General features: G+C 71.4%; 6 protein-coding genes. All 6 read left to right on the forward strand.

Features of this window, described 5'->3' with window-relative positions:
* Positions 1-28 precede the first annotated feature (28 nt).
* The 6 genes from M8C11_RS29175 (at position 29) to M8C11_RS29200 (ending at position 7,881) form a co-directional block, all read left to right on the forward strand.
* A complete protein-coding gene (locus M8C11_RS29175; RefSeq protein WP_252454602.1) occupies positions 29-706 on the forward strand; it encodes an alpha/beta fold hydrolase in 678 nt (225 codons plus the stop codon).
* A 9-nt stretch (positions 707-715) separates the two neighbouring features.
* A complete protein-coding gene (locus M8C11_RS29180) occupies positions 716-2,995 on the forward strand; it encodes a hypothetical protein (protein WP_252454603.1) in 2,280 nt (759 codons plus the stop codon).
* 195 nt (positions 2,996-3,190) lie between these two features.
* Complete coding sequence (locus M8C11_RS29185; protein ID WP_252454610.1) at positions 3,191-3,478, forward strand: HNH endonuclease; 288 nt, start codon at positions 3,191-3,193, stop codon at positions 3,476-3,478.
* 279 nt (positions 3,479-3,757) lie between these two features.
* A complete protein-coding gene (locus M8C11_RS29190; protein WP_252454605.1) occupies positions 3,758-6,667 on the forward strand; it encodes a M36 family metallopeptidase in 2,910 nt (969 codons plus the stop codon).
* Between the two features lie 186 nt (positions 6,668-6,853).
* The gene (locus tag M8C11_RS29195) at positions 6,854-7,294 is read left to right on the forward strand and encodes a ribonuclease domain-containing protein (protein ID WP_252454606.1); all 441 of its coding nucleotides are present in this window, start codon (positions 6,854-6,856) and stop codon (positions 7,292-7,294) included.
* 62 nt (positions 7,295-7,356) lie between these two features.
* Positions 7,357-7,881 (forward strand): barstar family protein, encoded by a 525-nt coding sequence (locus M8C11_RS29200; RefSeq protein WP_252454607.1) that lies wholly within the window; start codon positions 7,357-7,359, stop codon positions 7,879-7,881.
* Positions 7,882-8,052 lie beyond the last annotated feature (171 nt).

Consider the following 8,052-nt stretch of genomic DNA (forward strand, 5'->3'; position numbering starts at 1 on the left):
GGCTCGCCGGCTCGCCATACTGTCGTCGATGACTGCGGACGTGCGTACCGAAGACGGTTGTCGCCTGTGGACCGACCGGGTCGGCGCCGGCGCGCCACTGGTGCTCTGCCACGGCGGCCCGGGCATCTGGGACTACCTCGGCCCGGTCGCCCGGCTACTCGACGGGCACGCCCGTGCCGTTCGGTGGGACCAGCGTGGCTGCGGGCGTTCTCAGCGGCGCGGTCCGTACACGATTGGCCGCTTCGTCGCCGACCTCGACGCGGTACGCGAACACCTGGCCGGACCGCGAACGGCAGTGCTGGGCCACTCGTGGGGCGCGCACCTGGCGCTGCGGTACGCGATCGAGCACCCGGAGCGGGTCAGTCGCCTGATCTACGTGTCCGGCACCGGCATCGGCCCCGAACGCGGCTGGCATCCGCACTACGAGCGGAATCTCAGGCGGCGGCTCGGGCCTCATCTGAACCGGTGGGAGGCGCTGGGCGCACGCACCCTCACTCCTGCCGAGGAACTGCGAGCGGGTCAGCCTCCCCGGATCCGGTCACCTGCCGTGGGTCGAGAATCCGCACGACTTCCGTCGGGTGGTGGCCACCTTCCTCGATGCGACGGTGTGAGCCCACGTCCGAGACTGAGAGGGAAGCCATCGGTAGCGGTCTGTCGAGGAGATCGGTACTTACGGCTGCCGCGGTCCCGGCGGCGGGACGGCTAGAGTCGTCGCGTGATCGACCGGAAACTGCTCCTGTCCGACCTGCAGAAGCAGGTCGAGAGGCGGGAGAAGGACCTGCGGGAGCGGGCCGATCCGGTCGATGAGATGCGCCGCCACCATCCGCTGTCGAAGGGCGAGTGTGCGCATTCCTGGTCGCTGGCCGCCGCGTTCGTGGCGACGCGTCACCACTGCCTGCCCGATCCGGAAGAGACGGTCTTCGACCGTTCTGCGGCGTACCCGGTGGAACTGAGCCGGGAGATCGACGACCTGGCGCGGCGGCTCGCCAGGGTGACCCCGGCGGCGGTTGCCGCCTCCGGGGTGCCGACCCGCAAGCGGCTGGATGCCGCCGGCTACGAGTGGCACTGCGTTCGTGGCGTGATGATCGGACTGCAGGAGGAGTTGGACTGGCAGGTCTACTCGCTCTACGGGCTGCTGGACGACGACCTGACCGCGCCGGAGAGCGTCCGGCCTCCGATGCAAGCGCCGGGGGAGCGGGCGTTCGAGATCGTGCTCGCGCGCAAGATGCGTGACGAGGGCCTGGAGACGCAGTGGTTCGAGCGGCACCGGTCGAAGCCGATCACCGAGCTGCCGGCGTACTGGAGGCCTGAGTACCGGGCGATCGTGGAACGGCGGATCGTGGTCATCGAGGGCAACCGCACCGTCGGGCTGGTCGAGCGGCCGGAGTGCAAGCGGCGGTGGGACACCGAGGGCTGGGACGCGATGCAGCGCAAGGCGCTGCGGGACTGGCTGCTCGACCGGTGCGGGGCACGGGAACTGTCGTGTCACCACGTCGACGGTCCCGAACAGCCGCGTCCGCTGACCACCACCCAGCTCGCCGACGAGCTGCGCCGCGACGCCGACGTGCTCGCCGTCGCGGGCATCCACGCCCCCGGCCAGGATCTCGGCCAGGTGATCGCCGACCTGATCGCCGACGAGCACCAGCTCCTCACCGAGACCACTGACCGTCTGCACCTCAAGCTGCGAACCGGGTGCACAGCATCGCTCTCCGCCCTCCCCACCTGTCAGGAGCCGAGAATGGGTAACGAGATCCAGCTGGTCAGCGACGGTGACGGGCTGGCGGTCATCGGAGATCCGGCGGCTGTCGAGCGCTTCCTCGTCTCCGAGGGCCTGCCGTCCAGAGACCTCGGGCTGCCTCGGCTCGGATCTGTCCTCAAGGTCGGGGCGACAGCGGCACAGGCTGGTTCCGAGATCGCCGCCCACTCGGGTCGTTGGGTGCAGCTGACAAAGGAATCGGCCCAACTCGTGCACAAACACGGTTTGATGCCGACCAAGACCCCGGGTGTCAGCCACGCGATGGTGGGAGATCCAGGCTCGATCCAGAAATGGCTCCAGATCGACAAGGTCTCAATGGCTGGCAATCCGGCGCTGCTGGCCGGTGCTGCGGGACTCATGGCGCAGCTTGCGATGCAGCAGAGCATGAAGGAGATCACCGACTATCTCGCCACGATCGACGAGAAGGTCGACGATGTGCTCCGCGCCCAGAAGGACGCTGTGCTGGCCCGGATGATCGGCGTGGGCTTCGTCATCGAGGAGTCCATGACCATTCGCGAGCAGCGGGGCCGGGTCGACGAGGTCACGTGGTCGAAGGTGCAGGGCGCGCCGGCGACGATCGCGGAAACCCAGGCGTACGCGTTGCGTCAACTCGACGCGCTCGCGGAGAAGTTGGAGCGTAAAGCCGCTATCGGTGATCTCGCCAAGGCGGCCAGGGAAGCGGAGTCCAAGGCACACGAGTGGCTCGTCGTCCTGGCCCGCTGCTTCCAACTGCAGGACGCGATTGCCGTGCTCGAACTCGACCGGGTGCTCGATGCGTCGCCGGACGAGTTGGACGGGCATCGCGTCGGGCTGAGGAACGCCCGGCAGAACCGGCTCGAACTCATCTCCCGGTGCACGGAGCGTCTGCTGGCTCGCATGGAAGCGGCTGCGGGCAGGGCGAACGCCAAGGTGCTGCTGAACCCGATGGACTCACCGGCGGTGGTGAAGTCGAGCAACCACGTCTCGGCCGCCATCGTCGATTTCCACGGGCGGCTCGGGATCGAGGGTGATAGGCAGTCCTCGGAGGCGAGACGATGGACGGACGCTGCCAAGGAGGCGAGAGACAAGGCGCTCGAGACCGGCGCAGACGGCGTGGACGCGGCCCGGCGCCTCGGCAACGACACCTTCGACCGGGCCAAATGGGCGACCGGCAAGCTCTCCGGCCGGGTCGGCGGGTGGGCACTGCGCCGACGGGGGGACGACGACGATCTCACGGAGAAAAAGGGTGGCGACGCTTGATCAGGAGCGAGAACGTGACCTCAAGTCGCCACCTGTCCGCGTCTGGTGTGCTGGAGGACTGGCCGGGACCCGCTGTTTGCGTTTCGCAACGGGACCTGACGACGTGGACGCGCGAATCCTGACTGGTCGGGTTCGTGACGCCGGTCGGGGTAGCGACAAGATCCGTTCTGGTGCAGGCTGACGTTGTTGCAACCGGTGCTCCAGGCGGCGCACATCCGGCGACTGCCTGCGGGCGGCGAGCATCGGATCGACAACGGCATGCTGCTCAGGTCTGATGTCCACATCCTTTTCGATCGGGGATACCTGGGGGTGGACCCGAGGTACCGCCTGATGGTGAGTCCGCGCCTGCGAAGCGAGTTCGGCAACGGCGACCAGTTCTACGCGAAGGCCGGGTCCGTCATCGCGATCCCGGAGCGACGTGGAGACCGGCCCAGAGCCGAGTTCCTGGAGTGGCACCTGGAGTCAGTGTTCAAAGCAGCCTGACTGCTGAGTCGCCTCCGCTGCTGACGCTGTGGAGATCTTGGTACGGAAGGGCCCTCATGGGGGCCGTTTCGTACCAAGATCTACTCGTGTCTCGTCTGGTGAGACGTGAGTCTCGGAACTGCTCGACCGGAAGTGCCGTGGGTGCCGCCGAGAAATCGACGCAGCAACATTTATGGATGTTCGGATGGTGTCGGCGCGTCGATCGTGCTGGTCGGATGGCGGAACGGACATCGCCGTTCGACGATGACAGGAGGGACCGTGCGCACACCATCCCGTGCGTTGACGGGGACCACCGCGCTGCTGCTGGCAGCCGGTCTGGTCCTGACCGCCGCTGGCGGCGGCCAGGCGGCACCCCGGGAACAGACCCGTACCCAGGCGCCACCCGACCACCTGCCGGGCGACCGGCACGACACCAAGGCCACTGACAACCGCAAGGGCCGCGTCGCCGCCAGCGAGCGGCAGCGGGACCGGGCCACCGCGCTCGGCGCGCGCGTGCGCTGGACCGACTTCGGTACGCCGGCCACGCTCACCTCGACCGGCAAGCCCCTCGCCACCGGCCTGCCCGCCGACCCGGCCGCCGCCGCGCGGGCGTATGTGGCCGCCAACCGGGACGTGCTGGGGCTGACCGCCGAGGGCGCCGCTGCGCTGGAACTGCTCACCGTGGCGCCGATGGGGCAGGGCGCCACGGTGCTGTTCCGGCAGCGCTTCGGCGATCTGCCGGCCGCCGTCGACGGCATGCTGTCGGTCGGCGTACGCGACGGAGCGGTGTGGCACGTCAGCTCCTCGCTGGCCCGTGACGCCGGTACGCCGGCCCCCGCGACGATCAGCGCCGAGCAGGCCCGCCAGGCCGCCATCGCCGACGCCGGCCGTGCCGACGCGCAGGTCGTGCGTACCTCGTTGGTCGCGGTCCCCACCGCGGACCGTGGGGCGCGCGCGGCGTGGGAGGTCGTCCTCGGCGCGGACACCACCGGCGCGGACCCGGCCGCCTACTCCACCTACGTGGACGCCCGCGACGGCGCCGTGCTGGTTCGCGAGGACCTGATCGACCACGACGCCGACCACCCCTCGTGGGAGGTCTTCCCGAACTCGCCGCGTGTCGACGGGTCCTCGGCCGACACCCGCAAGCGTTGGTGCGCCGTGCCGGCGCGCGGCTGCGCCGAGGTGGTGGGCGTGCCCGGGCACCCGGCGTGGGACATTGACCCGGCCACCGGCCGGTCCACCACCACGACCAAGGGCAACAACGCGATCGCGGTGCAGAACTGGAACAGCAACGATCCGTTCAGCGTCGGCACCGAGACCGCGACGCCCCGCCCGGACCGCAGGTACGACTACCCGTGGACGAACCAGTGGCAGGAGCAGCGCTGCAACCCGGAGGTGTTCACCTCGCCGCAGGCGAACGACATCGACGCGGCGCGGGCGAACCTGTTCGCCATGCACAACCGGATGCACGACTGGACCTACCACCTCGGGTTCACCGAGGAGACCTGGAACATGCAGCAGGACAACCTCGGCCGTGGTGGTCTCGGTAACGACCCCGAGCAGGGCAACGCGCAGGCCGGCGGCATCAGCGGCGGTCCGCCCGCGTTCGCGGCGCGTAACAACGCCAACCAGATCACCCCGCCGGACGGCGTCGCGCCGACCACCAACATGTACCTGTGGCAGCCGATGGCGGGCTCGTTCTACGCGCCCTGCGTCGACGGCGACTTCGACATGTCGGTGATCGCCCACGAGTACGGCCACGCGGTCACCAACCGCATGATCGCCGGCCCGAGCGCCGGGGTCAGCTCGCCGCAGGGTATGAGCGAGAGCTGGTCCGACCAGCTCGCCATGGAGTACCTGTTCGAGCACGGGTACGCCGCACCCGGCCGGCGCGGCTTCACCATCGGCGAGTACACCACCGGGGACCCGAACGCGGGCATCCGCAACTACAACATGAGCGACAGCCCGCTCAACTACAGCTCGGTCGACTACGACTTCGTCGGCCTCCAGGTGCACGCCTCCGGTGAGCTGTGGAGCGCCACCAACGCCGACATCCGCGCGGCCATGATGCGCCGCTGGGGCAGCGGCACCCCGGCCGTGCAGAAGGCGTGCGCCACCGGCGCCCGCGACGTGACCGCCTGCCCGGGTAACCGGCGCTGGATCCAGCTGGTCTTCGACTCGTTCCTGCTCATGTCGGTCAGCCAGGTCAGCATGGTCGACGCCCGGGACGCGATGCTCGCCGCCGACCGGATCCGCTTCGGCGGGGCCAACCAGGACCTGCTCTGGAACGCCTTCGCCGGGCGCGGCCTCGGCGAGACCGCGGCCAGCGTCGGCCACACCGACGCCGACCCCACGCCGGGCTTCACCTCGCCGTACGCGCGGGAGGGCTCGCTGCGTCTTCTGCCGGTCGGCGAGCGCGGGCCGGTCGCCGGCGCGCAGCTGTTCGTCGGGCGCTACCAGGCGCGGGCGGTGCCGGTGGCGGACACCGACGCGGCGACCCCGCTCACCGACCGGGTGGACCTGGTGCCCGGCACGTACGAGTTCGTGGTGCGGGCGCCCGGCTACGGCCACACCCGCATCGGCCCGGTGAAGGTCAAGGCGGGTCAGAACCGGACGCTGCCGGTGACGTTGCGGCCCAACCTGGCCTCGGCCACCGCGGGCGCGGCGGTCAGCGGCGACGGGATCAACCTGTCGCAGATCGCCGACGACGACGAGGCCACCAACTGGGCCTCGCTCGGTGCGCCGGTCGCCGGCCGGCAGGTCACAGTCGACCTGGCCGGTGACGTCCAGCAGGTACGCCGGGTGCAGGTGAGTGCCATGCTGCGCCCGCCGGTCACCGGTGACGCCGACGCCGGCACCCAGAGCCGGTACTCCGCGGTGCGGCAGTTCCGGGTTCTGGCGTGCACCGCGACGGGGCCGGTGACCTGCGCCGACGCGGCGGACTTCCGGCCGGTCTACACCAGCCGGCCGGACGCGTTCCCGGCTGTGGCGCCGCGTCCCCGGGCGCCCGAGCTGATCATGCGGTCGTTCGACATCCCGCGCACCAAGGCCACGCACCTGCGCGTCGAGGTGCTGACCAACCAGTGCACCGGCGCGCCGGACTACGCCGGTGAGCAGGACGACGACCCGCGGGCGGCGACCGACTGCGCCACCGCCAGCCCGCAGGCGCAGAACGTGCGGATCGCCGAGTTCCAGGCGTTCACGCACTGATCCACACGGCCGGTGCGGACGGGCGGCTCGGGTCGCCCGTCCGCACCCGCCATCGTGTGTTCACGCGGGGTTCGGGGCGCCGTCGCCGGATCGGGGCTGTACGGCGGGCAGGATCCTCGACAGACTGAGCGGCGACCAGGAAACGATGCTGGTCGATGTCATGCCGGCTCGCTCAAGGAGGATCCCTTGACCCCGTTCCGCGCCGCCGTCACCCGCGTACGCCGCGCCCTCGCCGCGTCCGCCCTGGTCACCGCCGTGGCCGCCGCCGCGCTCGTCGCCCCGTCCACTGTCTCCACCCGGCTCGCCGAGCCCGCCGCGGCCGCCGTCTACGGCTCCTGCACGCAGGCCCGCTGCGCCGACGCGCGCACCGCCCGTTCCGGCTGGTCCGCCAAGAGCTTCCCGACGAGCCGCGGCTGGTACTCGTGGAGCGGCGGCCAGTGCAACTTCGCCGGCGGCCGGTTCTACAACTACGAGGGCCAGTTGCCCTCCGGCGCCACCTACTACGAGTACGACGTCTACCCGCGCGCCTGCAACGCCTCCCGGGACGCGTACCGGATCGTGGTCAACAAGAGCACCGGCGCGACCTGGTTCTCACCCGACCACTACGCCAACTTCTACCGGCTCTGAGCAGCCTCGACGTCGGCCGGGCACTCCCCGCCCGGCCGGCGCCGTCGGGAAAGGACGGATCCATGGGCGCGGCGTCCCCGCAGGCACCGGCCTGGCTCGTGTACGACGGCGCACCGCCCGAGCCGGACGGCGGCGCCACCGTACCGGGATCGGACGGTGGCCCACAGTCGGGCGGCCGGGTGCTGTCGGGTGGCGGGGCGCTGCCGGGTGGCGGGGCGCTGCCGGGCGGCGTGCTGATGTCCGGCACGCGGGCGCGTACCCGGGCCGGGCTGCACGAGGCGCTCGCCGGGGCGTTGGCGCTGCCCGGCTGGTACGGCCGCAACTGGGACGCCCTCGCCGACGCGCTCGCCGACCGCCTCGACGCCGGTCCGCTGACAGTGGTCGTGGCCGACGCGGCGGACCTGCTCACCGACGAGCCGCCCGCCCAGCTCGGCACGCTGCTGGACGTGCTCGGCGCGGTCGCCGCCAGTGGCCACGAGACGCTGCGGGTGGTGCTGCGCGACCACCCGGACCGGCTGTCCGCCCTGCGCGACCGGGTGGCCGCGGTGCTCGGCCGACGGGTCGGCACCCCACCCTCCGCCGGCTGACCCCGCCACCCGCCCTCTCAGCCACCCGCCCCGGAGCACCCGCCCTCGCCGCGCGCCCACCCGCCCCGGACCACCCGCCCTCGCCGCGCGCCCACCCGCCCCGCCCTCGCCTGGCCGCCGCGCCGGGGCCCGTCGCCGGTGTGCCGCCCGGCCCTCAGACCAGGCGGTGAT

The organism is Micromonospora sp. CPM1 (assembly GCF_023896895.1).
Classification (GTDB): Bacteria; Actinomycetota; Actinomycetes; order Mycobacteriales; family Micromonosporaceae; genus Micromonospora; species Micromonospora tulbaghiae.

Excerpts from the sequence above, each read along its gene's own strand:
- M8C11_RS29200 (WP_252454607.1), top strand. The coding sequence starts at position 7,357 with ATGGGCGCGGCGTCCCCGCAGGCACCGGCCTGGCTCGTGTACGACGGC.
- M8C11_RS29175 (WP_252454602.1), top strand. The coding sequence starts at position 29 with ATGACTGCGGACGTGCGTACCGAAGACGGTTGTCGCCTGTGGACCGAC.